Here is a 24611-nt window from a genome sequence, read left to right on the forward strand (position 1 = left end):
TCCATCGTGGTTCCCTTCCGTGGCGAACGGGTCGACGGGCGGCGCTGCCGAGCGGCGACGACGCCCGCACCGGACCCTTCCCGGCGGGGGTGAACGGGAGGACGGCAGCGGGCGAACTCCGGCGAAACGGACGGCGACGGTTGCGGCGGGCGACCGGCACGGGAGCGGGAGGGCGGGTCGCCCGGGCGGCGGACGACGAAGGCCGCCCACCCGGAGGTGGACGGCCTGGTCAGGAAGGGTGCGCCATCAGGGACTCGAACCCCGAACCCGCTGATTAAGAGTCAGCTGCTCTGCCAATTGAGCTAATGGCGCGCGAGAGTGAACACTACCAGCGGCCGGGACCACCGATCTCCGCGAGGAGACCGGGCCCGCCCGCCGTGCCGGCTCTCGACCGGCACGGCTCGGGCCGCCCGCCATGCGGACGGCCCGATCGGTGGTGGTGCGCCATCAGGGACTCGAACCCCGAACCCGCTGATTAAGAGTCAGCTGCTCTGCCAATTGAGCTAATGGCGCGCGAGAGAAAACACTAGCAGCCGCGGGCGCGCCGGGAAAATCCGTTCCGCCCGCCCTCGTGTGACGTCGGCGACACGGCCCGGCGAGCCCGCGCAGCGGCCCCGGCTAGAGGTACAGCCCCGTCGGGCCGTCCTCCTCGACCTCCTGCGAGACGGCGTGCACGTCCCGCTCGCGCAGCAGCACGAGGTCCTTGCCGCCGAGCTCGACCTCGGCGCGCTCGTCCGGGTCGAACAGCACGCGGTCCCCCACCGCGACCTGTCGCACGTGCTCACCGGCCGCGACGACGACGGCCCACGCGAGCCGCTTCGGGCCCACGGCCGTCGCGGGGATGACGAGCCCCGCCGAGCTCTGCCGCTCGCTCGCGTCGACCTCCGGGTCCACGAGCAGCCGGTCGTGCAGCATCCGGATCGGGAGGTCGCGGGCGGCCGACCGGGACGGCGACGGGCGGGACGAGGCGGTGGCGGGGGCGGACGTCGTCTTGCTCACAGCGACAACGCTACCGGTGCCGCCCACCCTCACCTACGCTCGAACCACACCTTGGCCGGACCGAAGGAGATCCATGTCCACGCGCCTCACCGTCGGCGACACCGCTCCCGACTTCTCCCTGCCCGCCGCCGACGGCAGCACCGTCACGCTCTCCGACCTGCGCGGCAAGCACGTCGTCGTCTACTTCTACCCCGCAGCCGGCACGCCCGGCTGCACGACGGAGGCGTGCGACTTCCGCGACAACCTCGCCTCGCTCCAGGGCGCGGGGTACTCGGTCGTCGGCGTCTCCCCCGACCCGGTCGACAAGATCGCCGCGTTCGTCGAGGCCGAGCACCTGACCTTCCCGCTCGTGTCGGACGAGGACAGGTCCGTCCTCGAGGCGTACGGCGCGTGGGGCGAGAAGAAGCTCTACGGCAAGACGGTCGTGGGCGTCATCCGCTCGACGGTCGTCGTCGACCCGGAGGGCAAGGTCGAGCTCGCGCAGTACAACGTCAAGGCCACGGGCCACGTCGCGAAGCTCCGTCGCGACCTCGGCATCGACCCGAGGTAGCGCACCCGGGCGGCGCCGCCCTGGCCCGGTGCGCGTCGAGCGACGCGCACCGGCCGCCAGGGCCGCGCCGCCCGCGCCGTAGACTGACCACCGCGCGCGAGTGGCGTAACTGGCAGCCGCGCCAGGTTTAGGTCCTGGTGTCCTCGGACGTGCGGGTTCGAGTCCCGCCTCGCGCACCCTCCCCGGCCCTTCCGGAGTCCCCGTCGTGACGGCGCGGCAGCACTCCCCGGATTCACCCGCACCCGACCTGGACGACCGTCCAGTTCGGCGTCTACCGTGGTGGCAGAGCCGGTGCCCGCACCACTTGCCCCCTGCCGGTACGGGCACCGGCTCCACACCTGCCACGCAGCGCCCGCGCGCGAGACGGCCCATGACACGACGACGGCCCGGCACCCTCCGAGGGTGCCGGGCCGTCGTGGTGTCGTGCAGGCTCAGGCGTCCTGCGCCGGGGAGCCGTCGCTCGCCGCGGCGATCTGACGACGCACGTCCTCCATGTCGAGGCCCTTCACGGCGTCGACGACCTGCTTGAGCGCCGGGGCCGGGAGCGCGCCGGGCTGGGAGAACACGAGGATGCCCTCGCGGAACGCCATGAGCGTCGGGATCGACGTGATGTTGGCGGCGGCCGCCAGGCCGCGCTCGGCCTCGGTGTCGATCTTGCCGTGCACGACGTCCGGGTTCTCCTCCGACGACGCCTCGAAGACGGGCGCGAACATCTTGCACGGTCCGCACCAGTCGGCCCAGAAGTCGACCAGGACGATGTCGTTCTCCTTGATCGTCTGCTCGAACGTGGACTCGGTGAGCGTCTGCGTGGCCATGGATGTTCCTCCTGGGGGCTTGGGGGTCTGCTACGTAGAGCACACACCCTGCCCGGAGTATTCCCCGCGCACGACCGCGCAGGTCCGGCCGGCGCACCCTCTACGCTGCCCCTGTGACGCACGACACCACCGCGCACCGGCTCTCGCGCACCACGATCGCGGGCTACGCCGCCGGGTCCGTCGGCACCGGCGGGTTCGGCACCCTGCCCGGCCTGGTCCTGCTCGTGTACCTCACCGACGCGCTCGCGGTGCCTGCGGCGGCCGCCGGGCTCATCGTCACGGGCGCCAAGGTGTGGGACGTCGTCGTCGACCCGTTCATCGGCTACGGGTCGGACCGCGACCTGGCCCGCACCGGGTCGCGCCGTCGCTTCATGACGCTGGGCGCCCTCACGCTGCCCGTGCTCTTCGCGCTGACGTTCGCGGTCCCGGCGGCCGCGGGCCCGACCGCCGCCGCGATCTGGGTGCTCGTCGCGTTCCTGCTGGCCGCAACCGCGTTCTCGCTGTTCCAGGTGCCGTACATCGCGCTCCCCGCGGAGCTCGACCCCACGTACGACGGCCGCACCCGCCTGCTCGCGTGGCGCGTCGCGACGCTCGCGTTCGCGATCCTCCTGTTCGGGGCGGGCGGACCGGCGCTGCGCGGAGGCGGGGACTCGACGACGGGGTACCTCGTCATGGGCGTCGTGTCGGGTGCCGTCATCGGTGCCGGGATGCTCGTCGCCGCGCGGGTCGCCCCGCGTGCACCCCGCGGCGCCGGCACGCCCGCTCCCCCGGCCGGCACGACCACGGCCTCGGCCGGAGCGACCACCGCCTCACCCGGCACCGCCACGGGCTCGACGGCGCCGGCCTCGGCGTCGCGCGCCTGGACCCTCGCGGTGCGTGAGGCGGTCGACGCCCTGCGCCGCTCGCGCCCGTTCCGCACGCTGCTCGCCGCGTTCGTGCTCCAGGCCGTCGCGACGGGGCTCATGCTCGCCGGGGCGGCGTACGTCGCGCGGTACGTGCTGCGCGACGAGGCGGCCGTCAGCTACCTCTTCGCGGCGCTCGTCGCGCCCGCGCTGCTCTGCATGCCGCTGTGGACCCGGCTCGCGCGCCGCGACGGCAAGGAGCGCGGGTTCGTCGTCGCGACGGTGCTCTTCGCGGTCGCCGCGCTCGGGATGGTCCCGCTCGTGTGGGCACCCGGTGCGTGGGTCTACGTCCCCACCGCGCTCGCCGGCGTCGCGTACGCGGGCATGCAGGCGCTGCCGCTCGCGATGCTCCCCGACGCCATCGCGCACGACGCGCGGACGCACGGCGAGGGCCGCGGCGGCGCCTTCGGCGGCGTGTGGACGGCGGGCGAGACGACGGGCATGGCGCTCGGCGCCGCGGTGCTCTCGCTCGTCCTCGGGATCACCGGGTACGTGTCCACGCGGGCGGGCGAGACGGTCGCCCAGCCGGCCGCCGCGGTGGACGGGATCGCGCTCTCCTTCTCGGTCGTGCCCGCCGCGCTCGTCCTGCTGAGCCTCGTCCCGCTCGTGCGATACGGTCTGCGCAGGGGGGACATCGACGACACAGCACCGGAGCTGCCGCGTGACCACGCCCCGACCGACCGAGCCCGTGACTGACGCGGGATCGACCGCCCCCGGCGCCCTGCCGCGGCCCGCCGACGAGGTGCCGCTGCGCACCGACGGGATCCTCGACCGGCTCGCCGCGCTCCGCGCGGCCGACGCCCCGACGCACGGCGGACGCGTCCTGTCCTACGTCTACGACCCCGGTCTCGCCGAGCTCGACGAGCTCGCCGCCGCCGCCGCGCGGGCCGTCCAGCCGGTCAACGGGCTCGACCCCACGACGTTCACGTCGGTCGCCGTCATGGAGGGCGAGCTCCTCGGGTTCGCGCGCACGATGCTGCACGGCCCGGCCGACGGGCCCGACGCCGTCGTGGGCTCGGTGACGTCCGGCGGGACGGAGAGCTGCCTGCTCGCGGTGAAGATCGCGCGCGAGGCGTTCCGCGCCGAGCACCCGGACGTGCGCCCCCGCGTCGTGGCCCCCGTGAGCGTGCACGCCGCGTTCCGCAAGGCCGCTCAGCACCTCGACGTGGACCTCACGCTCGTCCCCGTCGACCCGGCGACGGGGACGCCCGCCGCCGCCGACCTCGTCGCGGCGCTCGACGCCGACGACGTCGCGCTCGTCGTCGTGTCCGCCCCGTCGTACCCGCACGGCGTCGTCGACCCGGTCGCCGAGGTCGCCGAGGCCGCCGCCGCGCGCGGCGTGCCCGTGCACGTGGACGCGTGCGTCGGCGGCTGGGTGCTGCCGTTCTGGGCCGCGGCCGGGGGCGAGGCGGTGCCGCCGTTCGACTTCTCCGTACCGGGCGTGACGAGCATCTCCGCGGACGTGCACAAGTACGGCTACGCGCCCAAGGGCGCGTCCGTCCTGCTCGTGCGCGGGCGCGACCGCCAGCGCCGGCAGTTCTTCGCGACGACGGGCTGGCCGGGGTACCCGGTCGTCAACCCCACGCTGTCCGGGTCGCGCTCCGCCGCGCCGCTCGCCGCCGCATGGGCCGTGAGCCAGGCACTCGGCACCGCGGGGTACACGGCCCTCACCGCGCGGTGCGTGCGCGCGACGCACGCCCTGCGCGCGGCGGTGGACGCGATCGACGGGCTCCGCGTCGTCGGCCGCCCCACCGGCCCGCTCGTCGCCGTGGCGACCGACGGGTCCGTGCCGCCCGAGCGGCGCGTCGACCCGCACCTCTGGGCCGACGCCGTCCGGTCCCTCGGGTGGGTGCTCCAGCCGCAGCCCGGGCTCGTCCAGGACGACGGCACGCGCCTGCCGCACACGACCCACCTCACCATCACGCCCGTCACCGAGGCCGGTCTCGACGGCCTCGTCGCCGCGCTCGGCGCGGGCGCCGACGCCGTCCGCGGCGCCGGGCGCCCCGACGTGAGCGGGGTGCTCGCCGCGCTCGCCGGTGAGTTCGCACCGAGGGCCGACGCCCCCACCGCCGACGAGATGTGGGGCGCGCTCGTCGGGGTGCTCGCCGCGGACGACGGCGGGCCCGAGGGCGACGACGACCGGGGGCCGCTGGCGTCGGTCCTGCCCGACCGCCTCGCCCCGCTCATGGCCCTCATGGAGGTGCTGCCCGCACCGGTCGCGGAGCAGGCGCTCGTCGAGATCGTGGCGCGCGTCTCCGAGCCGCACGCCGAGGCGCCCGGCACGGCGTGACGGCCGCACGACCGGGCAGTGGCGCCCGGGGCGGACTCGCCCCGCCGCACCGCTCGGGGTAGAACAGTCGCGTGACCGACACCGCCGACTTCCCGCCCGACGACTTCTCCCACGACAACCCGCGCCCCGCGGGCTGGCTCAGCGCCGAGGAGATCGCGGTCGCGCGCGCCCAGCTCCCGCTCGTCTACGTCGACGCCGTCCCCGTCCGGGTCGACGACTCGGGCGACGTGGTCGCGGTCGGGCTCCTGCTGCGCGTGACGCCCGAGGGCATGATGACGCGGGCCCTCGTCTCCGGGCGGGTCATGTTCCACGAGCGCATCCGCGACGCGCTGCTGCGCCACATCGAGAAGGACCTCGGCCCGGTCGCGCTGCCGCAGGTGCCCGCGTCCCCGCAGCCCTTCACGGTCGCCGAGTACTTCCCGACGCCGGGCATCACGTCCTATCACGACCCCCGCCAGCACGCGGTCTCGCTCGCGTACGTCGTGCCGGTGACGGGCGACTGCCGGCCGCAGCAGAACGCCCTCGAGCTCGCGTGGCTCACGCCCGAGCAGGCGTGCAGCGACGAGGTCCAGCTCGAGATGCGCGGCGGCCAGGGGGTGCTGCTGCGCCAGGCGATGGCGTACGTCGGCCGCCTGCCGTGACCGACGCGCCAGGCGTCCGGGTCGACGCGGGCCGGCACGTCGTGGCCCGCACCCTGCACACGCTCGTCGCCGTCGCGGCGCTCACGGGCGTCGTCCTGGAGGTCGCGATCGCGCTCGTCGACGGTCCCGGCACGGCCCCGAGCCAGGCCGAGCGCCTCGTGCGCCTGTTCTCCTACTTCACGATCCAGTCGAACCTGCTCGTCGGGGTCGTCTCCGTCCTGCTCGCGGCGCGACCCGCGCGCGACGGGACCGTCTTCCGCGTCGCGCGCCTCGACGCGCTGCTGTGCATCGCGGTGACCGGGATCGTCTACAACACCGTGCTGCGCGGTCTGCAGGACCTGACGAGCGCCGGCCAGGTCTCGAACCTCCTGCTGCACCTCGTCGCGCCGCTGCTCGCGGTGGCCGCGTGGGGACTCGTGGGCCCGCGCCCGCGGGTCGACGCCGCGACGGTCTGGTGGTCCGTCGCGTACCCGCTCGCGTGGATCGCGTACACGTTCGTCCGGGGCGCCGTCGTCAGCTGGTACCCCTACCCGTTCCTCGACGTGGGCGAGCTCGGCCTCGGCCGGGCGCTCGTCAACACCGCCGTCGTGGCGGTCGTCTTCCTCGCCCTCGCGTGGGTCGTGCGTCTCGTCGACTCCCGCCTGCGCCCCGCGCCCTGACCCTCTCGCGCCCCGGCAGTGCGCCCGGGACCAAGGGCCCGCACGCTCGTTCCCGTCGGCCCTGGGCCTCGCGCCCTCGGAGCCGGACGCTGGAGGGAGGGGACCCGTCCGGTCCGGACGGGCGGTCGACGAAGGGGTGAGCGCGATGGACGCCGCAGTGGTCTACGAGTCGATGTACGGCAACAGCGAACGCGTCGCGCAGGCCATCGCGGAGGGGCTGTGCGAGACGGTGCGCGTCGAGGTCGTCGACGTGACCGACCCGGCCGCCCACCCGGACGCCCTGCGCCACGTGCAGCTGGTGGTCGCCGGCGGCCCGACGCACGCCCTGGGCATGACGCGCCCCGCGACCCGCGCCGAGGCGGTGCAGCGCGCGACGGGCCCGGTCTCCGACCGGGCCACCGGGCTGCGCGAGTGGGTGGAGTCCCTCCCGCCACAGGAGGAGGGGCGGCTCGCCGCGACGTTCGACACGCGCGCGACGAAGGTCCGCTCGCTCCCGGGCTCGGCAGCCCGCGGCGCCGCCAGGGCGATGCGCCGCGCGGGGTTCCGGCTCGTCGTCCCGTCCGCGTCGTTCTACGTCGGCGACGTCGAGGGACCCCTGGACGACGGCGAGCTCGACCGGGCGCGCGCGTGGGGTCGCGCGCTGGGCAAGGTGCTCGTCCCGGCGGAGAGCCCGGCCGAGGGCCGCTGACCAGCCGGGCCCGCCCGCCCCCTGGCCACGACGCTCCGGCCGGTCCGGCGCTGAGGGCGCTGCGGGTCAGCCGAGCTCGAGCCGGGGCCAGTCGTCGAGGTCCTCGCGCATGCGGCGGTCGTGCGTCGCCACGACGACCGCCGCGGGCGTGACGCGCAGCGCCTGGGTGAGCTCGTCGACGAGGTCGATCGACAGGTGGTTGGTCGGCTCGTCGAGCACCAGCACGTGCGGCGCCGCGAGGAGCGCGCGAGCGAGGTCGAACCGTCGCCGCTGCCCCGCGGACAGCTCGCGCAGCGGGCGTTCCAGGTCCTCCTCCGTGAGCAGGCCGAGGAACGCGACGGGCACGAGATGGTCCGGGTCCAGGCGACCGGCGTCGAGCAGGTCGAGCGCCTCGCGCGCGTACTCGTCGAACCCGGTGCGGTCCTCCGCCTCCGGGGGCAGCGCCGGGCCCTCCTGCGCGACGACGCCCAGCCGCGCGCCGTCGACCACGGACCGCGTGCCGCGGTCGAGAGGCACCAGGCCCGCGAGCGCGGCGAGGAACGTCGACTTGCCGCTGCCGTTCGGCCCGGTCACGAGGAGGCGTCCCGAGGGCGGGAGCGCGACCCGGGTCCCGGGCAGGTCGAGGCGCGCGCCGCCGTCGGGCCCGACGCGCGGGCTGCGCAGCTCGAGCACCGGGTCGCCCGGCTCCCAACCGGGCGACATCGCGGGGAGCTCGGGGAACACGAGCTGGAGCGGCGGCACGGGCACCTCGACGGCCTCGGCCTCGAGCTGCTGGAGGCGCCGGTCCGCGGCCTTGACGTGGATCCGGGCGCGCGTCGCGCGGCGGTGCTTCTGGCTGCCCTTGGGCGGGCGCCACTCGTCGGACAGCCCTTCGTACGACGCGTCGAGCACCGCGGCGAGCTTCTCCGCACGCTTCTGCTCCGCCCGGAACCGCTGCCGCCACCGGTGCAGCGCCTGGTTCTTCGCGAACCGGTAGGAGAGGTACCCCGGCTGCCCGTAGAGCACCGGCTTCCCGTCCATCGCCGGGTCGAGGTCGAGGATCTCGGTCGCGACGTCGTCGAGCAGCTGCCGGTCGTGCGTGACCATCACCACGCCGCCCCGCCACGCGACGAGCTCGCCGGTGAGGAAGTCGATCCCGCCGGTGTCGAGGTGGTTCGTCGGCTCGTCGAGGAGGAGCAGGTCGGCGCGCTCGGCGAGCCGGCACGCGAGCCGCACGCGGTAGCGCTCGCCGACGGACAGGGTCGCGAGCTCGCGGTCCCGGTCGCGGCACGCACCGAGGCGCGAGAGCGCGACGTCGACCCGGCGGTCCGCGTCCCACACGGCGAGGTGCTCGGCGCGGGCGAGGATCTCCGTGAGCTCGGCGAGGTCGCCCGCCTCGTGGTCGAAGTCCCGGGCCGCCGCCTCGAGCTCGGCGGCGACCGCCCGCAGCCCGCTCAGCGTCGCGGCGACGAGCGTGCCGACCGTCTGGCCCGGCGCGATGGCGAGCTCCTGCTCGACGAGCGCGAGCGAGCCCGCGCGGCGCACCTCCCCGCGGGCGGGTGCGAGGTCGCCGGAGAGCACGTGCAGGAGCGTCGACTTGCCCGTGCCGTTCTCCCCCACGACCCCGAGCCGCGTCCCCGCGGCGACGCGCAGCCCGACCCCGTCGAGGACGGGGCGTCCTGGGTAGGCGAAGGCGAGGTCGTCGGCGGCGAGGTGCACGGGGACCACCCTATGTTCCAGGGGATCGACCCTCCGCGTCCCGGGATCGACCCGCCGGGGCCGGTCCGGGCCGTGCGGGGACGGTCCCGCGGGCGGGGTACCGTCGGGAGCATGACCGACCTCGCGCCCACCGGACCGCGTCCTCGTCGCCCCGGGCTCGTCGTGCTCGCCGCGCTGGCCGACGTCGCGTGCGTCCTTGCGCTCGCGACCGGCGGCCTCGCGACGCACTCCGCCGACGAGGGTCTGACCCGGCTGCTCGTCGTGGCGTGGCCGTTCGCCGCGGGCGCCGCGCTGGGCTGGCTCGTCACGCGCGCGTGGCGCCGCCCGTGGGCCCTGTGGCCGACGGGCGTCGTGGTCTGGGGCTGCACCTGGGCGCTGGGCGTCCTGCTGCGCGTGCTCACCGACCAAGGCGTGGCCCCGGCGTTCCAGCTCGTGTCGTTCGGGTTCCTCGCGGTGACGATGCTCGGCTGGCGCGGCGTGGTCGCGCTCGTCGGCGTGCTGCGGCCGGGCGACCGCCGACGCCGCGAGCGCGAGCTCGCCGGCCGCCCCCTACCGCGCTGAGAGCGCCGCGACGACGTCCGGCGCCAGAGCGCGGAACGCCTTGCCGCGGTGGCTGATCGCGTTCTTCTCCGCCGGGCTCAGCTCGGCCGCCGAGCGGGCCGTCCCCGCACCGGGCTGCTCGTCCGGCAGGAGGATCGGGTCGTAGCCGAACCCGTTCGCGCCGCGCGGCGCGGTGAGCAGGGTCCCGCGCATCTCCCCCGTCCGCACGACCTCGGTGCCGTCGGGCGTGACGAGCGCCGCCGCGCACACGAAACCGGCCGCGCGGTGCTCGGCACGCACGTCGCCGAGCTGCGCGAGCAGGAGCTCGAGGTTCGCGACGTCGTCGCCGTGCCGCCCCGCCCAGCGCGCCGAGAAGATGCCCGGCGCGCCGCCCAGCACGTCGACGGCGAGGCCGGAGTCGTCCGCGACGGCCGGCAGCCCGGTGGCCGCGACGAGGGCGCGCGCCTTGATGAGCGCGTTCTCGGCGAACGTCACGCCGTCCTCGACCGGCTCGGGCGCGCCGACGTCGCCCGCGCCGACGATCGCCTCCGGCGCGAGCTCGAGCCCCGGGTGCGCGTCGAGCTCGGCCGCGAGGATCGCGCGCAGCTCGGCGATCTTGCCCGGGTTGTGCGTCGCGAGGACGAGGCGTGCGCCGTCGGGCACGACGACGCCTGCCGTCTCGGACGTGCCGCTCATCGAGGGTCCGCCGCGAGCGCCGCGCGCTGGATCGCGGTGAGGTCGGCGGTGCCGGCCACCGCGAGGTCGAGCAGCGCGTCGAGCTCGGCGCGGTCGAACGGGGCGTGCTCCGCGGTGCCCTGCACCTCGACGAACGTCCCGGAGCCCGTGACGACGACGTTCATGTCCGTCTCGGCGCGGACGTCCTCGACGTACGGGAGGTCGAGCATGGGCGTGGCGTCGATGATCCCGACGCTCACGGCCGCGACGGAGTCGGTCAGCACGGGCTTGCCGCCCTTGATGTGGCCGTGCCGCTGGCCCCACGCGACGGCGTCGGCGAGCGCGACGTAGGCGCCGGTGATCGCGGCGGTGCGCGTGCCGCCGTCGGCCTGGAGGACGTCGCAGTCGAGCACGATCGTGTTCTCGCCGAGCGCGGAGACGTCGATGATCGCGCGCAGGGACCGGCCGATGAGGCGCGAGATCTCGTGCGTGCGCCCCCCGATCTTGCCCTTGACCGACTCGCGCTGGCTGCGCTCGTTCGTCGCACGCGGCAGCATCGCGTACTCGGCGGTGACCCAGCCCTCGCCCGACCCCTTGCGCCAGCGCGGCACGCCCTCGGTGAACGACGCCGCGCACAGCACGCGCGTGCGGCCGAACTCGACGAGCACGCTGCCCTCGGCCTGGTCGAGCCAGTGGCGGGTGATGGTCACGGGGCGGAGCTGGTCGGGCGTGCGGCCGTCGGCGCGGAGGGGCGCGGCCGTGCCCGGAGACGAGGAGGGGATGGTCATGCCGCCACCCTACCGACCCCCGGCCCACCGCTGAGCGCGGTGGATGGTCGCGTCTACGGGGCCGACGGCGACCCGTCCCCGCGCTCAGCGGTCAGAGGTCGAAGACCGCGCCCGTCGTGGCGACGTCGACCGGGCCGGTGTACGTCTCGCGCGCCTCGGCGCGCGAGCGCTCGGGGTCGTTCCACGCGGGCAGGTGCGTGAGCACGAGCCGGCGCGCGCGGGCCGCGGTCGCGACCTCGCCCGCGCGCCGCCCCGTGAGGTGGATGCCCCGCTCCACGCCGTCGTCGCGGCCCTCGTGGAACGCCGCCTCCGACAGGAGCAGGTCGGCGTCGCGCGCGAGTTCGACCACGCCGTCGCACGCGTCCGTGTCCCCCGTGTACGCGAGGACGGCGCTCTCCCCCGGGCGCAGCGTCGACGGCCCGGTGACGCGCACCCCGTACGCCTCGACGGGGTGGAACACGCGGTACGGCTCGAGGACGAGCGGGCCGACCCGGACCGGCGCGCCCGGCTCCCACGCGCGCACGTCGAGCTCCTCCGTCACGCCGTCGCCCGGCTCCGCGCCGTACGCGGCCTCGATGCGGGCGGCCGTGCCCGCCGGGCCCAGCACGGTGAGCCGGCTCGGCACGCCCGTGCGGGTCGAGCCGCGGACCGGGTGGTAGCGCAGGTACACGTACAGGCCGCACACGTCGACGAAGTGGTCGGGGTGCAGGTGGGACAGCCCGACCGCGTCGACGTCGAGCGGGTCGACGAACCGCTGCAGCGCGCCCAACGACCCGTTGCCCAGGTCCAGCACGACGTTCCAGTCGCGCGCCTCGAGCCCCGCGGCCGCGGCCTCCGCGGCCGGCACCTGGACGAGGTACGACGACGCGGGCGACGCCGGGCCGGCGAACGACCCCGAGCACCCGACCGTGACGAGACGCATCAGGCCGCCTCCACGCTCAGCACCTCGGGACCGAGGAACCGGCGCGCGAGGTGCTCGAACGGCTCCGCGCTCCCCGTCGCGAGGAACCGGTGCCGCGGCGGCCCGGCGTCGCGCGAGCGCTCGAGGTCGTGCGCGACGAGCGTGCGGTACACGTCCTTCGCGGTCTCCTCCGCGCTCGACACGAGCGTGACCTCGTCGCCCATCACGTACGAGATCGCGCCCGTCAGCAGCGGGTAGTGCGTGCACCCGAGCACGAGCGTGTCCACGCCCGCGGCCTTCACCGGGTCCAGGTAGCGGTGCGCGACCTCCAGCACCTCGGGGCCCGACGTCACGCCCTGCTCGACCAGCGGCACGAACTCGGGGCACGCCTGCGTCGTCAGGGTCAGGCCCGGGGTCACGGCGAACGCGTCCTCGTACGAGCGCGACGTGATCGTGGCCCGCGTCCCGATGACGCCGATGCGGCCCGACCGCGTCGCGGCCACGGCCCGACGTGCCGCCGGGAGGATCACCTCGACGACCGGGAGCCCGTGGCGCTGCGTGTACCGCTCGCGCGCGTCGCGCAGCACCGCGGACGACGCGGAGTTGCACGCGATGACGAGCATCTTCACGCCGTCGTCGACGAGCTGGTCCATGATCGCCAGCGCCATCGCCCGGACCGCCGCGAGCGGCTTCGGCCCGTACGGGCTGTTCGCGGTGTCCCCGATGTAGAGGAGGGCCTCGTTCGGGAGCTGGTCGAGGATCGAGCGTGCCACGGTCAGGCCACCCACGCCCGAGTCGAAGATCCCGATGGGAGCGTCGTTCACCCGGCCGAGCCTACTGTCGCCGCCCCGCGCGAGGCGCCTCGAACCACGCGCACGCCGCTGTGGCAGCGCCCACAGGTCCGCGGCACGCTCAGCCCCGCGGCTCGGGGCGCGGACCGCCCCGCCCCGCCCGCAGGTCCGCGAGCATGCCGTCGACGAGCGACTCCTGGAGCAGCCCCGTGAGGAGGAACACGCTCACGAGGAAGCGGCGCGGCGCACCCCCCACCTCGCCGTCGTCCGGGCCGTCGTCGCCCTCCCGGTCGAGCTCGTCGTACAGGCCCTCGACCTGCTCGTCGGTGCGCAGGTCCAGGCGCTCGGCCAGGACGAGGCGCACGTCGGTCAGGGCGCCCGCGACGTCCTGCGCCTCCTCGCGCCCGACGACGAACGGCGCCGCCTCGGCCGGCTCGGAGTCCACGAGCATCCGGGCGAGCAGCACCAGCCGACCGACCTTGCGCGCCGCGAGGTCGTCCTGCGTGAAGCGCCGGAACTCGTGCGCCACCTCGACGTCGTCCGACGCGTCCGGGAGCAGACGGCGCACGGCCGGGTCCGGGGGCGGCGTCGCGTCCGACCCGCCCCCACCGGGCGTCGGGCCCGTCCATCCCGGGGGCGACCACGCGTCGTCGGGCCCGGACCGGCCCGGCGCGTCCGACGCCCGCCCGGGGACGCCCTCCTGGAGCATCTGCGCGACGTCGCCCGCGAGCTGCGCCAGCACGATCCGCTCCGACGGCTCGAGCTCGGCGACGTACCCGTGCGCCTCCGCGCGGAACGGCCTCACTGCTCGCCGTCCTTCTGGAGCGTCGCCCACAGCCCGAACGAGTGCATCGCCTGCACGTCGACCTCCATCCGCTCGCGGTCGCCCGTCGACACGACGGCCCGGCCCTCCTGGTGCACCTGCATCATCAGCTCGTGGGCGCGCGCGGTGGAGTACCCGAAGTACGACTCGAACACGTACGCGACGTAGCTCATGAGGTTGACCGGGTCGTTCCACACGAGGGTGACCCACGGGCTGTCGAGCCGGGTCCCCTCCTCGGTGCGGACCGCCTCCTCGGGCACGGTCAGGGACGCCCGCGCGGCAGCGGGGCGGGTGAAGATCGGGTGGGGTCTCACGTCACCACTCTATTCGCGGGCCTGTCGGCGCCCACCGCGGCGGTCGCTGCCCTACGGTATTCCGCATGAGCCTCGCCGACCCGGGCAGCGTCGCCCTCCCCGCGACCGACAGCGCTGCCCCCTCCGCCTCGCCGACGCAGCGGCCGTCGTACCAGCCGACGTACCAGCCCGGTGCGTCGACCGCGCTCCTCACCGACCGCTACGAGCTGACGATGCTCCAGGCGGCGCTCGCCGACGGCACCGCGGGCCGGCACTGCCTCTTCGAGGTCTTCACGCGCCGCCTCCCGCCGGGTCGGCGGTACGGGGTCCTCGCCGGGACCGGGCGGGTCCTGGAGGCGCTGTCGTCGTTCCGCTTCTCCGCGGCCGAGCTCGACTGGCTGCACGCGCAGTCCGTCGTCGACGACCGCACCCTCGAGTTCCTCGCCGGCTACCGCTTCACCGGCACGATCACCGGCTACCCCGAGGGCGAGGTCTTCTTCCCCCAGTCGCCGGTGATGACGGTCGAGGGCACGTTCGCCGAGGCGGTGCTGCTCGAGACCCTCGTCCTGTCGATCCTCAACTACGACTCGGCCGTCGCGTCCGCCGCGTCCCGCATGACGAGCGCCGCCGTCGAGCGCCCGTGCCTCGAGATGGGCGCGCGGCGCGCGCACGAGCAGGCGGCCGTCGCCGCGGCGCGGGCCGCCGTCGTCGGCGGCTTCGCCGGGACGTCGAACCTCGAGGCGGGCCGCCGGTACGGCCTCGAGACCATCGGCACCGCCGCGCACGCGTTCACGCTCCTGCACGACGACGAGAAGTCCGCCTTCGCGTCGCAGGTCGCGTCCCTCGGCCCCGGCACCACGCTGCTCGTCGACACCTACGACGTGCGCCGCGGCGTCGAGAACGCCGTCGAGGCGGCCGGCGGCCGTCTCGGAGCCGTACGCCTCGACTCCGGCGACCTCGGCGTCCTCGCCGTCGAGGTGCGCCGCCAGCTCGACTCCCTCGGCGCGCACGACACGAAGATCACCGTGACCTCCGACCTCGACGAGTACGCCATCGCGTCGCTCGCCGCCGCGCCCGTCGACTCCTACGGCGTCGGCACCTCCCTGGTCACCGGCTCCGGCGCCCCCACGTGCGGCATGGTCTACAAGCTCGTCGCCCGCGCCGACTCCAGCGGCGTGCTCCAGCCCGTCGCGAAGGCGTCGACCGCCAAGACGAGCACGGGTGGCCGCAAGTGCGCCGCCCGCCGCTACGACGCCGACGGGCGCGCGGTCGAGGAGGTCGTCGTCACGGGTGCCGACCTCGCCGTGCAGGAGTGGGAGCCCGACGACGTCGACCTGCGCCGGCTCCAGGTGCCCCTCGTCGTCGACGGCGCCGTCGACTCGCGCTGGGTCGGGTCGTACGGCGTCGAGAACGCCGCGCACCGCCACCGCGAGGCCCGCGCCGAGCTGCCCCGCGGCGCGCGCCGCCTCTCCGCCGGCGACCCGGCGATCCCGACGGTCGTGCACACGCTGTCCTGACTTCCCTGACCGGGCCGCGACCCGGTCGCGGCCGGGCGTGCGCGCCCGGCCGCCGGGGCGCGCGGGCTACCGCTTCCCGACGAACCAGCCGCGCACCGTCGCGACCCGGGCGTCGAGCTGCTCGACCGTCGCGAGCGGGACCTCGGGCCCGCCGCAACGGCGCCGGAGCTCGGTGTGCACCGACCCGTGCGGCTGCCCGCTGCGTCGCGACCACGCCGAGACGAGCTGCTGGAGCTCCTTGCGAAGCTCCGCGGCGCGCCGGTGGTCCATCTCGGCCCGCTCGCGCTCCGCGGACTGCGTGGTGCGCGAGCGCGCGCTCATCTGGTCGGCCTGCCGCTGACGCAGGAGGGTCGTGACCTGGTCCGCGTCGAGCAGACCGGGCAGCCCGAGGAAGTCGAGCTCCTCGTCGGAGCCGACGTCCGCGCCCGTGCCGAACTCGCCGCCGTCGAACAGCACGCGGTCGAACGACGCCTGGGCCTCGAGCGCCTCGAACGAGCCCTGGACGAGCTCGCCCGACGCCTTGTCCTCGCGGTTCGCCTCGGCGAGCAGCGCGTCCTCGGGGTTGAACCCCTCCCCCTGCTCCTCCGCCGTGAGCGGCCGGTCCAGCGCGTGGTCGCGCTCGATCTCGAGCCCGTTCGCGAGCTCGAGCAGGTGCGGCACGCTGGGCAGGAACACCGACGCCGTCTCGCCGCGCTTGCGGGCACGCACGAACCGTCCGACGGCCTGCGCGAAGAACAGCGGCGTCGCGGTCGAGGTCGCGTACACGCCCACCGCGAGCCGCGGGACGTCGACGCCCTCCGACACCATGCGGACGGCGACCATCCAGCGCGCGTCGCCGTCGGAGAACTCCTCGATGCGGCTGCTCGCGCCGTCGTCGTCCGAGAGGACGACCGTCGGCGACTTCCCGGTGATGCGCGCGAGGTGGCCCGCGTACGCGCGCGCGTCCGTCTGGTCGGTCGCGATGACGAGGCCGCCCGCGTCGGGGATCGCCCGCCGGACCTCGGTCAGCCGCTTGTCCGCGGCCGCGAGGACCGACGGGATCCACTCGCCGTTCGGGTCCAGCGCGGTGCGCCACGCCTGGCCCGTCATGTCCTTGGTGAGCGCCTCGCCGAGACGCGCGCTCACCTCGTCGCCGGCCTTCGTGCGCCAGCGCATGTTGCCCGAGTAGGACAGGAACAGCACCGGACGCACGACGTGGTCGCGCAGCGCGTCGCCGTACCCGTAGGTGTAGTCGGCGCGCGATCGTCGGATGCCGTCGGGACCGCGCTCGTACTCGACGAACGGGATGGCCGCGGTGTCCGAGCGGAAGGGCGTGCCCGTGAGCGCGAGGCGCCGGGTCGCGTCCTCGAACGCCTCGCGCACCGCGTCGCCCCACGACAGCGCGTCGCCGCCGTGGTGCACCTCGTCGAGGATGACGAGCGTGCGGTCGGCCGTCGTGCGCGCCGCGTGCAGCGCCGGCTTCGCGGCGATCTGCGCGTACGTGAGCGCGACGCCGTCGTAGTGCGCGCCGTGCCGGCCCTGGCTGTTGCGGAAGTTCGGGTCGATCCGGATGCCGACGCGCGCCGCCGCGTCGGCCCACTGGTGCTTGAGGTGCTCGGTCGGGGCGACGACCGTCACGCGCCGCACCACGCCCTGCTCCAGGAGCTCGGTCGCGACACGCAGCGCGAACGTCGTCTTGCCCGCGCCGGGCGTCGCGACGGCGAGGAAGTCGCGCGGCGCGCGCGTGCGGTACAGCTCGAGCGCCTCGGCCTGCCAGGCGCGCAGCTTGGACGCCGAGCCCCACGGGGCGCGCCGCGGGAACGCGGGCGAGAGGTGCGACGCCGCCGCGGAGGACGGGCTCTGGGGTGCCGGCGGCGAGGTCCTGCTACGGGAGTCGGGGGCGGAGTGACCGGTGGACGTCGTGTGGTGCTCCGCGCTCACTTGCCGGAGTCACCCTCGCCGTCCTGCGGGTCTCGCAGTCCCTCGTAGATCTCCTTGCACGTGGGGCACACGGGGAACTTGTTCGGGTCGCGGCCGGGCACCCAGACCTTGCCGCACAGCGCGATCACCGGCTTGCCGGAGAGCGCCGACTGCATGATCTTCTCCTTGCGCACGTAGTGCGCGAAGCGTTCGTGGTCGCCGGGCTCGGTCTGCTCGCGCGTCTCCTCGCGCTCGAGCACCCCGGTCGACGTGCCGGTCGTCGGCTCGGTCGCAGGAGTCCGGAACGGGTCCTCGGGACCCCCGGGTGGCGTGCTCGCGCGGAGTTCGATCATGGAGTGAAGTCTACGTCGCGACGCCCACACGTCGGGCGGCCGTCGCCGCGGCAGGTCCGCGCGCCGTGCGACACCCGCCGCGCGGACCACGGGCCGCGGGGACGGGAGACGACGAAGCCCGCCGACACACGGTCCAGGGGCGTGGACCGCGCGCCGACGGGCGGCTCGGTGTCGCGGGAGCTCCCGCGAGGTGTCGTCGACCCGTCGGGTCAGAGGCCCTGCCAGTCGGGCTTGGACGCGTACGTCTGGCGGTAGTAGTCGCCCAGCTGCAGGCGCGAGGCCGCCGCGTCGTCGACCAGGACCGTGGCGTGCGGGTGCATCTGCATGATCGTCGCGGGCCACATCGCGCTCACCGGGCCCTCCACCAGCTGGTGCACCGCCTCCGCCTTGCCCTTGCCCGTGGCCAGCAGCACCAGGTGCCGCGCCGACATGATCGTCGCCAGACCCTGCGTCAGACAGTGCCGAGGCACCCGCTCCACGTCGTCACCGAAGAACCGCGCGTTGTCCTCGCGCGTCTGCGCCGTCAACGTCTTGATCCGCGTCCGCGACGCCAGGCTCGACCCCGGCTCGTTGAACGCGATGTGCCCGTCCGTCCCGATCCCCAGGATCTGCAGGTCCACACCCCCCGCCCCCACGATCGACTCCTCGTACGCCGCGCACGCCGCCACCAGGTCCTCCGCGTTGCCGTCCGGACCCTGCACCGCACCCGGAGCGAAGTCCACCCGCGACGCGATCTCCGTCTCGATCACGTTGCGGTACCGCTCCGGATGATCGACCGGCAACCCCACGTACTCGTCCAGCATGAACGCCCGCACCCCCGCGAACGACAACCCCTCCTGCACATGACGCCGCACCAGCTCGTCGTACACCTTCAACGGCGACGACCCCGTCGCCAACCCCAGCACCGCCCCCGGCCCCGACCGCACCACCGCCTCCACGGCATCCGCAGCCAGCACCGCCAACCGCTCCGCCGGAGCGATCACGACCTCCATCACAACACCTTTCGACGGCCGACGAGAGCAGCGCCCACGGCGGCGACCGGGACGTCCGGCGGCGCGAGGGAGACCCGCTCCGACAGACGCAACGAGGACAGGAAGGGGGACGTGCTCGACTGCGCGTCGAGCGCGTCGCGGACCGCGTCCAGCAGCGGCTGGCCCAGCGCGGACACGCCGCCGCCGAGCACCACGTGGCGCACGTCCACCGTCAGCTCGAGGATCCGCACGGCGGAGGCGACGGCGGACGCGAACTCGTCCTTGATCCGGATCGCGTCCGGGTCGCCCGCGGCCGCGGCCTCGAAGAGCTCGGCAGGGGCCGGCCGACCGTGGCGCGACGGCCAGCGCGCCGACACGGCGGAGCCCGACGCGTAGACCTCCACGCACCCGCGCTGCCCGCACGCGCACTCGGGCCCGCGCGGGTCGATCGGGATGTGCCCGATCTCCCCCGCCGCGCCGCTCACGCCCCGGCGGAGCTCGCCGCCGAGCACGATGCCGGCCGCGAGCCCGGTGCCGAGCGCGAGGAACGCGAGGTCCTCCCCCTCCGCGCCCCGCAGGTGCGAGGCACCGAGGGCGGCCACGTTGAGGTCGTTGTCGACCTGGACCGGGACGCCGCCGAGCTCCGCGGACAGCGCCTCGGCGAGGGCGAAGCGTCCGCCCTCGATGCCGAGGTTCACCGCGTGCACGACGGAACCGTCGGCGGGGTCCACCAGCCCGGGGACCCCGACGCCGACGCCGTCGACGTCCGCGAGGTCACCGCAGGCGCGCCGGACCACCTCGCGGACCGCGCGCGCCGCGCTGGACACGACGCCCTCCGGTCCGCGCACCGTCGGCAGGCGCAGGGTCTCGCGCGCGACCCCGTCGGAGCCGAGGAAGGCCGCGAGCACCTTGGTGCCGCCGATGTCGAGGCCCACCGCGCTGCCCGGGCCCCCGGGACCGCGTCGTGACGCGGTCCCGGGGCCGGGGCGTCCGGCCAGGGCTGCGGCCGCCTCGCCGTCGAGCGAGGCAGCCGTGCTCAGGTCGCTCACGTCAGCCCTTCACCGCACCCGAGACGAGGCCACCGGTCATCCTGCCCTGGACGATGACGAAGAAGATGACCACCGGGATCGCCACGATGACCGAGCCGGCCATCAGCGCTCCCCAGTTCGTCGCCATCGTCGCCTGCTGGAACGTGCGCAACCAGACCGGCAGCGTCATGGACTCCGGCCGGGACATGATGATCAGCGCCATGAGGAACTCGTTCCACGCCTGGATGAACGCGAAGACACCGGTGGCGACGAGGCCGGGCGCGAGCAGCGGGAACGTCACCTTCCAGAACGCCTTCGGTCGCGAGCACCCGTCGATCATGGCCGCTTCCTCCAGCTCCGCGGGCACGCCTTGGACGAAGCCTCGCAGGGTCCAGATCGTGAACGGCAGCACCGCGGAGATGTAGACGAACGCCAGCCCGGTGATCGTGTTGAGCATCTGCCAGCCGTCGATGATCCGGAAGATCGAGATCATCATGGCCTCGCCCGGGATCATCTGGATCACGAGGAGCGCGACGATGAACGACTTGCGGCCCTTGAACGAGAAGCGCGTGATCGCGAGCGAGGCGAGGAAGCCCAGGATCATCGAGACGACCAGCGTGATGAGCGTGACGGTGATCGAGTTGACCATCGCGGGCGGCAGCGGCGCACGACGGTCGTCGGTCCACACGTTCACGTAGTTGTTCAGCGTGAAGACGTCGGGGGTCGGGAAGAAGTGCAGGTCCGTCCCACGGATGAGGTTCGTCGGCAGGAACGACGTGTTGATCATCCAGTAGACGGGGAACGCCGACGCGACGAAGACGACGATCGCGATGATCGAGTAGACGACGTTCGCCGCGCGCTTCTTGCTCTGTCCCTCGCGCCGCGTCTTCCGGCCACCGCGGTCGGGGACCGCGGCGCGGGAGACGGGGATCGTCGGGGTGGAGATGGTGCTCACAGTTCTTCCTCCCGGACGGTCCGGCGCACGTAGTAGAACGAGATGCCGAGCATGATGAAGACGAAGATGACGGCGATCGCGCCGGCGACACCGTAGTGCCCCTGGGCCATGCCCATCTGGTAGATGTACACGCCGATCGTGTTCGTCTTCTCACGGTCGCCGCCGATGCCCTGCAGGGCGTAGACCTGCGTGAAGACGCGCAGGTCCCAGATGATCGACAGCACGATCAGCACCGTGTAGATGCTCCGCACGTAGGGGACCATGATGAGCCGGAACCGCTGGAACGGCGTCGCGCCGTCGAGCTGCGCGGCCTCGAGGACCTCGCCCGGCACCTGCGTCAGGCCCGCGTAGAGCGTGAACGCCACGAACGGGATCGCGCCCCACACGATGATGAGCGTCAGGATGAGGAAGAACTGCATCGGGTCGAGGAGCCACGAGTGGCCCATCCAGTTGTCCCCGGTGATCTTCGTGAGGAAGTTGTTGACGACGCCGTACTCGGTGTCGAAGAGCCAGCCCCAGACGATGGTGCCGGCGAGGGGCGGCATCGCCCACGCGAGCAGCAGCCCGATGGACACGAGGAGGCGGAAGCCCTTGTTGAGACGCATCATGAGCAGCGCCACGAGCGTGCCGAACAGCATCGTCAGCGCGACCCAGACGACCATCAGGACGAAGCTGCGGAGCAGGACCGTCCAGAACCCGTCGACGTCGGTGAGGACCTGTACGTAGTTGTCGAAGCCCACCCACTCGGCCGGCACGCCCATGAGCTGGGCGCGCTCGTACTCCTGGAAGGACATGACGAACAGCTGGACCAGCGGGTAGCCGACCATGATGCCCAGCAGGATGAGCGTGGGGACCAGCAGCGACCACGGCAGGACCGGTGGACGCCGCTTCTTGGGGGGCCGCACGGACGCGCGCGGGGGCGCTGTCCGGGGCTCGAGAGTGGTAGAGCTCATTTCCTCACTCCGTCGGATGGTGCGCGGTGGTGCGCAGTGATGACGTGCGGGACGCGTCGTGCGAAGGGTGGGGACCCCGGAGAGATCCCCACCCCTGACGAGCGTCCGGTGCCGTCCCGGGCGGACCCGGGGCGGCACCGGGCCGGCTCAGCTGTTGAGGATCTGCTCGATCTTCGCGTCGAGCTCCTCGGCGACGGTCTTCACGTCGTCGCCGTTGGCGATGCGCGTGAAGGCCGTCTGGAGGACGTTCTGCGCCTCGACGTCAGCCCACTTCGGCGACACCGGCGTGACCTGCGTGTTCATCGCGGCATCCACACCGGCCTGGGCGATCGGGTTGTCCGTCGGCACCTTCTCGGCGAGCGAGGTCTTGGCCGGGATCAGGCCGTTCTCGGCGAGGATCGTCTGGTACTCGTCGCTCATCATGATGGCGTAGGCCTTGACGGCGAGCTCGGGGTTGTTCGACTTCGACGCGACCGCGAGGTTCGAGCCACCGCCGAAGACCGTCGCGGTGCCGCCGTCCTTGCCGGGCAGCGGGAGCGCGGTGAGGTCGGAGCCGTAGGTCGACTCGCAGCCCGGCGTCTCCGCGTCCTCCGGAGCCTTGATGGACCACTGGATCCACGTCGGGGCGGAGAGGTACGCGACCTTGCCCTCGCAGAACGGCACCTGGAGGTCGGTCTCCTGGCCGTCCTTCGGGGCGTGCGAGGCGTTGGCCATCAGGTCGGCGACCTGCTCCATGCCCTTGAGGCCACCCTCCGAGGAGAAGCCCGCCTCCCAGGTACCGTCCTCGCCCTGCTCGGCGATGAAGCCGCCGTTCTCCCAGATGAAGGGGAGAGCGTTGTACCAGTCCTGGCCAGGCCAGTAGAGGCCGGACACGTCCGGGGTCGTGAGGGCCTTGGCGCTCGCGACGTACTCGTCGAGCGTGGTCGGCACCGCGGCGCCGCCCGTGACCTGGGGCGAGTAGAACACCACGCGGGAGCCCGCGTAGTACGGCAGCGCGTAGTGCTTGTCCTCCCACGTGCCGGCCTCGACGAAGGCGGGCAGGAGGTCGTCGCCACCGTAGGACTCGAACTCGTCGGCGGTGATCTCGCGGAAGTAGCCCGCGGAGGTGAACGCGGCGGACTGCGTGTTGCCGACCTCGACGACGTCAGGGCTGTCAGAGCCCGAGAGCGAGGTCGTCAGCTTGTCGACGAGGCCCGTCCAGGACTGCTCCTCGATCGTGAGAGTGCTGCCCGGGTTCTCCTCCTCGAACGTCGTCTTGAGGTAGTCGCGGGCCGCGTCGGGGGTGTCGGAGCCCACGAGCCAGACGCGGATGTCGCCGGAGGCGGCCTCGCCGTCGCCGGAGCCGTTGTTCTCGTTCCCGCCGGTGCTGCAGGCGGTCAGCGCGAGCGCCAGGGTGATCGTCGACGCCACGGAGGCGGCGACGAGACGGTTCCTCTTCACTGGGTGCTTCCTCTCGGTGATTCTTGGTGGTGGCGGCGATGCCCCCACCGGAGGTGTGGCAGGAGTCCTGCGTAATCGAGCGTGTGCAGGGGTGCTGCTGTGTTACTGCGTTCCTGGGGGGTGCTGCACTGGGGGTCCCAGGAGGTCGTGAGGGGCGGGTCGTGGCCCGCGCCCCGGTCGGGCAGAGCGGGTCAGGCGGAGCGTCGTCGGCTCACGAGACCCCCAGCTGTCCGGAGAGGACGAGGACGGCGGCCCCAGCGAGGACGACGTCTTCGTCGAGCGTGGCCATCCGCACCTGCAGCCCGCTGCCGATGACCGGCATGGTGCGGGAGCGGATGGTCTCGAACGCCGACTCGCGCAGGGGGCCGTCGAGCAGGTCCGCAGGACCGCTCACGAGCACCTCCGCGAGGTTGAGCGCACTGACGACAGGGGCCAGGGCGATGCCCAGCGTCCTGCCCACCGACGCCAGCACGGCGTCGGAAGCCTCGGTGTCGAGCCCGTCCACCGCGCGGCGCAGCGCCGGCACGGACAGGACGGTCTCGAGGCAGCCGCGGCGCCCGCAGGCGCACGGCTCGCCGTCCTCGACCACGGTCACGTGGCCGAGCTCGCCGGCGGCGTCGGCGTGCCCGTGCACGCGCGCACCGTCGACCATGATGCCGGCGCCCACGCCCTCGCCCACCGTGAGGACGAGCAGGCCGTCCCCGGCCGCTCCCCCGAACGTGAACTCCCCGAGCGCGGCGATGTTGGCGTCGTTGGCGACGTGGACCGCGAGCCCGAGCCGCTCCGTGAGCTGGGCGGCGAGCGGGACGTCGTACCAGCGGCGGTTCGGCGCCTCGATGACGCGGCCCTCGGCGTCGACGACGCCGGGCGACCCGATCCCCACGCCGATGACCGGCTGGGTCGCGGACGCGATGAGGCCGCGGCAGAAGCGCATGAGGAGGTCGACGAGCTCGGTGCCGGTGCGGCCGTCCACCGCGAGGCTCTGCCGGACGACGAAGTCGCCCGTGAGCGTGACGACGGCGCCGCGCAGGACCTCGTCGTCGGTGAGGTCGACGGAGACGATCTGGTACGCGCTCGTGCGCATGCCGACGAGGATCGCGGGCTTGCCCACGCGCTGGCCCGGGCGGACGCCGAGCTCCTCGACCAAGCCCTCGGCGATGAGCACGGAGACGAGGTCGGAGATGGTCACGCGGGTGAGGGACGTGGCGCGCGCGAGGTCGGCGCGCGACGTGGGCCCCTCGTGGAACAGGTGCTGCAGCACGAGCGACCGGTTGTGGGCCCGAGCGTGCTCGGGGAGCACCTTCGAGGTCGGCCTGAGCCCTGTGCTCAGTCGCCTCCTCGGTGCGCCGGTGCCGGTGACTGCCGTTGTCATGTTTGTTAGTAGACTGCCTTTACTAAGTGACTGTCAACTCTCTCCCGGCTTCGTGACCGAAATGTAGCCG

The 24611-nt window shown here is 74.0% G+C and carries 25 protein-coding genes and 3 tRNA genes; 9 read left to right on the top strand and 19 right to left on the bottom strand.

The window, feature by feature from the left end:
• Nucleotides 1-239: 239 nt before the first annotated feature.
• The 3 genes from B8281_RS15650 to B8281_RS15660 form a co-directional block, all read right to left on the bottom strand.
• Nucleotides 240-312 (bottom strand) — tRNA-Lys (locus B8281_RS15650).
• Between the two features lie 125 nt (nt 313-437).
• Nucleotides 438-513: transfer RNA gene (locus B8281_RS15655), tRNA-Lys, on the bottom strand.
• Nucleotides 514-618: 105 nt separating this feature from the next.
• On the bottom strand, nt 619-999 hold the full coding sequence (locus B8281_RS15660) for a co-chaperone GroES (protein WP_031316090.1): 381 nt from the start codon (nt 997-999) through the stop codon (nt 619-621).
• Nucleotides 1000-1072: 73 nt separating this feature from the next.
• Here B8281_RS15660 and bcp point away from each other — a divergent pair, with 73 nt between their 5' ends.
• Nucleotides 1073-1549: a thioredoxin-dependent thiol peroxidase gene (gene bcp / locus B8281_RS15665; protein ID WP_061268538.1), complete on the top strand. Its 477-nt coding sequence runs from the start codon at nt 1073-1075 to the stop codon at nt 1547-1549.
• 94 nt (nt 1550-1643) lie between these two features.
• Nucleotides 1644-1725, top strand: a tRNA-Leu gene (locus B8281_RS15670).
• Between the two features lie 255 nt (nt 1726-1980).
• Here B8281_RS15670 and trxA read toward each other — a convergent pair.
• Nucleotides 1981-2364 carry a thioredoxin gene (gene trxA, locus B8281_RS15675; RefSeq protein WP_021482401.1) on the bottom strand — a complete coding sequence of 128 codons (384 nt, stop codon included), beginning with the start codon at nt 2362-2364 and terminating at the stop codon, nt 1981-1983.
• Between the two features lie 113 nt (nt 2365-2477).
• Here trxA and B8281_RS15680 point away from each other — a divergent pair, with 113 nt between their 5' ends.
• From B8281_RS15680 to B8281_RS15700, 5 genes are all read left to right on the top strand, one after another.
• Complete coding sequence (locus B8281_RS15680; protein WP_085388193.1) at nt 2478-3962, top strand: MFS transporter; 1485 nt, start codon at nt 2478-2480, stop codon at nt 3960-3962.
• On the top strand, nt 3928-5556 hold the full coding sequence (locus B8281_RS15685) for an aminotransferase class V-fold PLP-dependent enzyme (protein ID WP_085388194.1): 1629 nt from the start codon (nt 3928-3930) through the stop codon (nt 5554-5556). Before B8281_RS15680 ends, B8281_RS15685 begins: the two co-directional genes overlap by 35 nt.
• Nucleotides 5557-5627: 71 nt before the next feature.
• Nucleotides 5628-6197 (top strand): NUDIX hydrolase family protein, encoded by a 570-nt coding sequence (locus B8281_RS15690; protein ID WP_009863909.1) that lies wholly within the window; start codon nt 5628-5630, stop codon nt 6195-6197.
• On the top strand, nt 6194-6856 hold the full coding sequence (locus B8281_RS15695) for a Pr6Pr family membrane protein (protein WP_051876963.1): 663 nt from the start codon (nt 6194-6196) through the stop codon (nt 6854-6856). Before B8281_RS15690 ends, B8281_RS15695 begins: the two co-directional genes overlap by 4 nt.
• A gap of 145 nt (nt 6857-7001) precedes the next feature.
• Nucleotides 7002-7544, top strand: a complete 543-nt coding sequence (locus B8281_RS15700; RefSeq protein ID WP_034655787.1) for a flavodoxin domain-containing protein — start codon at nt 7002-7004, stop codon at nt 7542-7544.
• Nucleotides 7545-7610: 66 nt separating this feature from the next.
• Here B8281_RS15700 and B8281_RS15705 read toward each other — a convergent pair whose 3' ends face one another.
• The gene (locus B8281_RS15705; RefSeq protein ID WP_085388812.1) at nt 7611-9242 is read right to left on the bottom strand and encodes an ABC-F family ATP-binding cassette domain-containing protein; all 1632 of its coding nucleotides are present in this window, start codon (nt 9240-9242) and stop codon (nt 7611-7613) included.
• A gap of 111 nt (nt 9243-9353) precedes the next feature.
• On the opposite strand from B8281_RS15705, the gene B8281_RS15710 reads away from it, so the two are divergent.
• Complete coding sequence (locus tag B8281_RS15710) at nt 9354-9803, top strand: DUF3054 domain-containing protein (RefSeq protein WP_081896078.1); 450 nt, start codon at nt 9354-9356, stop codon at nt 9801-9803.
• On the opposite strand, the gene rdgB is transcribed toward B8281_RS15710, so the two are convergent.
• The 6 genes from rdgB to clpS form a co-directional block, all read right to left on the bottom strand.
• A complete protein-coding gene (rdgB, locus tag B8281_RS15715) occupies nt 9792-10478 on the bottom strand; it encodes an RdgB/HAM1 family non-canonical purine NTP pyrophosphatase (RefSeq protein WP_051027707.1) in 687 nt (228 codons plus the stop codon). The two genes, B8281_RS15710 and rdgB, sit on opposite strands and share 12 nt — an antisense overlap.
• Nucleotides 10475-11245 (bottom strand): ribonuclease PH, encoded by a 771-nt coding sequence (gene rph, locus B8281_RS15720; protein WP_085388195.1) that lies wholly within the window; start codon nt 11243-11245, stop codon nt 10475-10477. Before rph ends, rdgB begins: the two co-directional genes overlap by 4 nt.
• Before the next feature lie 91 nt (nt 11246-11336).
• Nucleotides 11337-12167, bottom strand: coding sequence for an MBL fold metallo-hydrolase (locus tag B8281_RS15725; protein ID WP_034655785.1), 831 nt, complete (start codon nt 12165-12167; stop codon nt 11337-11339).
• Nucleotides 12167-12970 (bottom strand): glutamate racemase, encoded by an 804-nt coding sequence (murI, locus tag B8281_RS15730; RefSeq protein WP_031316087.1) that lies wholly within the window; start codon nt 12968-12970, stop codon nt 12167-12169. Before murI ends, B8281_RS15725 begins: the two co-directional genes overlap by 1 nt.
• 88 nt (nt 12971-13058) lie before the next feature.
• Nucleotides 13059-13742, bottom strand: a complete 684-nt coding sequence (locus tag B8281_RS15735; protein ID WP_085388196.1) for a DUF2017 family protein — start codon at nt 13740-13742, stop codon at nt 13059-13061.
• Nucleotides 13739-14026: an ATP-dependent Clp protease adapter ClpS gene (gene clpS / locus B8281_RS19560; RefSeq protein WP_051027713.1), complete on the bottom strand. Its 288-nt coding sequence runs from the start codon at nt 14024-14026 to the stop codon at nt 13739-13741. Before clpS ends, B8281_RS15735 begins: the two co-directional genes overlap by 4 nt.
• Nucleotides 14027-14139: 113 nt before the next feature.
• On the opposite strand from clpS, the gene B8281_RS15745 reads away from it, so the two are divergent.
• Nucleotides 14140-15570 carry a nicotinate phosphoribosyltransferase gene (locus B8281_RS15745; RefSeq protein ID WP_085388197.1) on the top strand — a complete coding sequence of 477 codons (1431 nt, stop codon included), beginning with the start codon at nt 14140-14142 and terminating at the stop codon, nt 15568-15570.
• Nucleotides 15571-15636: 66 nt separating this feature from the next.
• Here the strand turns inward: B8281_RS15745 and B8281_RS15750 are convergent, their stop codons facing one another.
• From B8281_RS15750 to B8281_RS15785, 8 genes are all read right to left on the bottom strand, one after another.
• Nucleotides 15637-17490: a DEAD/DEAH box helicase gene (locus B8281_RS15750; protein ID WP_043652576.1), complete on the bottom strand. Its 1854-nt coding sequence runs from the start codon at nt 17488-17490 to the stop codon at nt 15637-15639.
• Entirely contained in the window at nt 17487-17822 is a 336-nt protein-coding gene (locus B8281_RS15755) for a DUF3039 domain-containing protein (RefSeq protein WP_021482851.1), read from the bottom strand. Before B8281_RS15755 ends, B8281_RS15750 begins: the two co-directional genes overlap by 4 nt.
• A gap of 209 nt (nt 17823-18031) precedes the next feature.
• Nucleotides 18032-18814: a glucosamine-6-phosphate deaminase gene (gene nagB, locus B8281_RS15760; RefSeq protein ID WP_043652579.1), complete on the bottom strand. Its 783-nt coding sequence runs from the start codon at nt 18812-18814 to the stop codon at nt 18032-18034.
• Nucleotides 18814-19842 carry an ROK family protein gene (locus B8281_RS15765; RefSeq protein ID WP_232322591.1) on the bottom strand — a complete coding sequence of 343 codons (1029 nt, stop codon included), beginning with the start codon at nt 19840-19842 and terminating at the stop codon, nt 18814-18816. Before B8281_RS15765 ends, nagB begins: the two co-directional genes overlap by 1 nt.
• Nucleotide 19843: 1 nt before the next feature.
• The gene (locus tag B8281_RS15770; RefSeq protein ID WP_034652152.1) at nt 19844-20776 is read right to left on the bottom strand and encodes a carbohydrate ABC transporter permease; all 933 of its coding nucleotides are present in this window, start codon (nt 20774-20776) and stop codon (nt 19844-19846) included.
• Nucleotides 20773-21729, bottom strand: a complete 957-nt coding sequence (locus B8281_RS15775; RefSeq protein WP_034652155.1) for a carbohydrate ABC transporter permease — start codon at nt 21727-21729, stop codon at nt 20773-20775. Before B8281_RS15775 ends, B8281_RS15770 begins: the two co-directional genes overlap by 4 nt.
• A gap of 147 nt (nt 21730-21876) precedes the next feature.
• Nucleotides 21877-23169: an extracellular solute-binding protein gene (locus tag B8281_RS15780; RefSeq protein ID WP_085388198.1), complete on the bottom strand. Its 1293-nt coding sequence runs from the start codon at nt 23167-23169 to the stop codon at nt 21877-21879.
• A 211-nt stretch (nt 23170-23380) separates the two neighbouring features.
• Nucleotides 23381-24541, bottom strand: a complete 1161-nt coding sequence (locus B8281_RS15785) for an ROK family transcriptional regulator (protein ID WP_051027709.1) — start codon at nt 24539-24541, stop codon at nt 23381-23383.
• Nucleotides 24542-24611: the final 70 nt, after the last annotated feature.

Source organism: Cellulosimicrobium sp. TH-20 (genome assembly GCF_002105775.1).
Taxonomy (GTDB): domain Bacteria; phylum Actinomycetota; class Actinomycetes; order Actinomycetales; family Cellulomonadaceae; genus Cellulosimicrobium; species Cellulosimicrobium funkei.

Excerpts from the sequence above, each read along its gene's own strand:
- bcp (WP_061268538.1), top strand. The coding sequence starts at position 1,073 with ATGTCCACGCGCCTCACCGTCGGCGACACCGCTCCCGACTTCTCCCTG.
- trxA (WP_021482401.1), bottom strand. The coding sequence starts at position 2,364 with ATGGCCACGCAGACGCTCACCGAGTCCACGTTCGAGCAGACGATCAAG.
- B8281_RS15700 (WP_034655787.1), top strand. The coding sequence starts at position 7,002 with ATGGACGCCGCAGTGGTCTACGAGTCGATGTACGGCAACAGCGAACGC.
- B8281_RS15710 (WP_081896078.1), top strand. The coding sequence starts at position 9,354 with ATGACCGACCTCGCGCCCACCGGACCGCGTCCTCGTCGCCCCGGGCTC.
- rdgB (WP_051027707.1), bottom strand. The coding sequence starts at position 10,478 with ATGAGCGGCACGTCCGAGACGGCAGGCGTCGTCGTGCCCGACGGCGCA.
- rph (WP_085388195.1), bottom strand. The coding sequence starts at position 11,245 with ATGACCATCCCCTCCTCGTCTCCGGGCACGGCCGCGCCCCTCCGCGCC.
- B8281_RS15725 (WP_034655785.1), bottom strand. The coding sequence starts at position 12,167 with ATGCGTCTCGTCACGGTCGGGTGCTCGGGGTCGTTCGCCGGCCCGGCG.
- B8281_RS15745 (WP_085388197.1), top strand. The coding sequence starts at position 14,140 with ATGAGCCTCGCCGACCCGGGCAGCGTCGCCCTCCCCGCGACCGACAGC.
- B8281_RS15755 (WP_021482851.1), bottom strand. The coding sequence starts at position 17,822 with ATGATCGAACTCCGCGCGAGCACGCCACCCGGGGGTCCCGAGGACCCG.
- nagB (WP_043652579.1), bottom strand. The coding sequence starts at position 18,814 with ATGGAGGTCGTGATCGCTCCGGCGGAGCGGTTGGCGGTGCTGGCTGCG.
- B8281_RS15775 (WP_034652155.1), bottom strand. The coding sequence starts at position 21,729 with ATGAGCTCTACCACTCTCGAGCCCCGGACAGCGCCCCCGCGCGCGTCC.
- B8281_RS15785 (WP_051027709.1), bottom strand. The coding sequence starts at position 24,541 with ATGACAACGGCAGTCACCGGCACCGGCGCACCGAGGAGGCGACTGAGC.